The sequence below is a fragment of the Actinomadura sp. GC306 genome (genome assembly GCF_004348665.1).
GTDB lineage: Bacteria > Actinomycetota > Actinomycetes > Streptosporangiales > Streptosporangiaceae > Spirillospora.
In genome coordinates, this window is record NZ_SMKM01000486.1 from 1 (window position 1) to 2,094 (window position 2,094).

At 71.2% G+C, this 2,094-nt stretch carries 3 protein-coding genes; 1 reads left to right on the plus strand and 2 read right to left on the minus strand.

Annotation, left to right across the window (positions count from 1 at the left end; all coding sequences use genetic code 11):
* Nucleotides 1-172: 172 nt before the first annotated feature.
* Together E1200_RS32855 and E1200_RS32860 are read right to left on the minus strand one after the other, a co-directional pair.
* A complete protein-coding gene (locus E1200_RS32855) occupies nucleotides 173-700 on the minus strand; it encodes a DUF1707 and DUF4870 domain-containing protein (protein ID WP_131956511.1) in 528 nt (175 codons plus the stop codon).
* A 35-nt stretch (nucleotides 701-735) separates the two neighbouring features.
* Nucleotides 736-1,539: a polysaccharide deacetylase family protein gene (locus E1200_RS32860; RefSeq protein ID WP_243709046.1), complete on the minus strand. Its 804-nt coding sequence runs from the start codon at nucleotides 1,537-1,539 to the stop codon at nucleotides 736-738.
* A 181-nt stretch (nucleotides 1,540-1,720) separates the two neighbouring features.
* Here E1200_RS32860 and E1200_RS32865 point away from each other — a divergent pair, with 181 nt between their 5' ends.
* On the plus strand, nucleotides 1,721-2,092 hold the full coding sequence (locus tag E1200_RS32865) for a hypothetical protein (protein ID WP_131956513.1): 372 nt from the start codon (nucleotides 1,721-1,723) through the stop codon (nucleotides 2,090-2,092).
* The last annotated feature ends 2 nt before the right edge of the window (nucleotides 2,093-2,094 follow it).

Below are 2,094 nucleotides of genomic sequence, written 5' to 3' on the forward strand. Positions count from 1 at the left end.
GCCTGACAAACACCCCCGCCCCGCACCGGTCACGCTGGATCAACAAGCCCGGACCCCGGGGGTCACTCCACCAGGCGCACAGTATCCACGGGCACCGGAACGAGTCGCCGGACAGCAGGTCCACCACCGCACCGCACCCGCCACGCCAGATCGACGAGCCAGACGGCGAGAGTCACTTCACCAGGCGGAGGATCCAGGGGTAACGGAACGAGTTGCCGGACAGGGCGTAGACGGCCGCCACCAACGACAGGACCCACGCAACGGCGTAGACGACCCCGCCGATGCCGAAGGTGACGATGGTCAGCAGGAGGAGCGTCAGATGGAAGTTCACGGCCTCGGCCGCCTGCCGCCGGACGTACTCGGACCGCTTCCCGCTCAGCAGCATCAGCACGAGCGGCCCGACGAACAGGGTCGGGACGGCCACGGCGTGCGCCGCCGAGGCGAGCATGCGGTCCTCGCCCGTGGGGGGCTCCCCGTCCCAGGGGACGGCTTTTCGCCCCGGCCGCGGCGCGGGCACCAGGTCGTGGGTGAGCCCGCCGAGGTCGTTACGGGTCTTCGCCGTCATCGCCAGGTGCGTGCGGAGGTCGAATTCCTCGTGGTCGAGCCGGCCCTCCGCGTACGCGTCCTGCAGGCGCCCGATGACCGATTCGCGTTCGGCGTCCGAGACCCTCAGATCCCCCACCGCGTAGCTGCTGTTCATGCCTTTCATGCTCCGCGACGCGGCGCCGTGCGGCATCAGGGATGACCCTGACCGGCCCCTGATTCGAGTTCGCGGTACTCCTTCCCGGGGGTCAGCTTCCCGCCGAACAGCTCGCTGACGGTCACGAACACGTAGCCCTTGGCGGCCAGCCTGTCGACGATCTCCGGGACGGCCCGCACGGTCGTCCGGTGGATGTCGTGCAGGAGCACGATGCCGCCGGGTTTCGCCTGCTTGACGACCCGCCGCTCGATGTCGTCGGTGTCGCGGTTCCGCCAGTCGAACGGGTCGACCGTCCACAGCACCTGCGCCATGCCCATCCGCCGCGTGACGCGGGCCAGGCGCTCGGACGTCGACCCGTACGGCGGCCGCAGCAGGACGGGGGTGACCCCGGATGCGTTGCGGATCGCGTCCTGCGTCCGGGTCAGCTCCGACACGATCGTCTTCTTGGACGCCCTGCCAAGGTCGGCGTGCGTGTAGCCGTGGTCGGCGAGTTCGTGCCCGGCCGCATGGGTGCGCCGCACGAGGTCGGGACGCTTGGCGGCGTTCTCGCCCACCAGGAAGAACGTCGCCTTGACGTTGCGGGACGCGAGGATGTCGAGCAGTTCCCCGGTGCTCTCCGCCGGCCCGTCGTCGAACGTCAGCGCCAGGCACTTCGCCTGCGTGCAGTCGGGCGGCGGCGGTGGCGGAGGTTCCGGCTTGGGCTCGGGCGCCTCGCTCTTGGGCCCGGGCGCCTTGCCTTTCGCCGCGGCGAGCCGCGCGGCTCCGCCGTCCGGGGCCAATGTGCTCAGCCATCCGCATACCGCCGCCACGAGCACGGCGGCGGCCGCTCGCCGGACCACCCCTATCAACACACGCCCCCCGCTGCTGATCCCCCGAGACGCGACAGTCTAGAGCGCGGCGCCCCGCCGGACGGGGATACCGCCGCCGTGTCGGGAACCACGCGTCCCGCCGAGCCGTTATCGTCATAGACCGCACCGACCCCGGAAGAGGTCCGGGGCCGCACCAGACGACGGGACAGGCATGAGGTTCCGGGATCGATTCGGGCTCCGCAAGAACCGCGGGTCCTCGGTCACGAGGCTCGACCGCGAGGCCACCGACTCCGACATCGAGGCGCTGATCGCCTTCGCCCGCAGCCGCCGCGGCGTGGAGTTCTTCGTCGAGCCGGAGACGTTCGCCACCGACACCACGGCCGTCGCCGTGGCCCACGACGGCGAGTGGACCCGCCGCCGCGTGGGCTCCCCCAAGGTCATCGCCAAGGTGGCCCGCGACCTGAAACTCCCCATCTACGACGTCCAGATCGTCGGCTACCCCGCCCGCATGCGCGCCTGGAACGCCCGCAACCCGAACCGCCGAATCGACCCCGGCACCCCCGGCGAAGCCGTAGCCCCCTGACC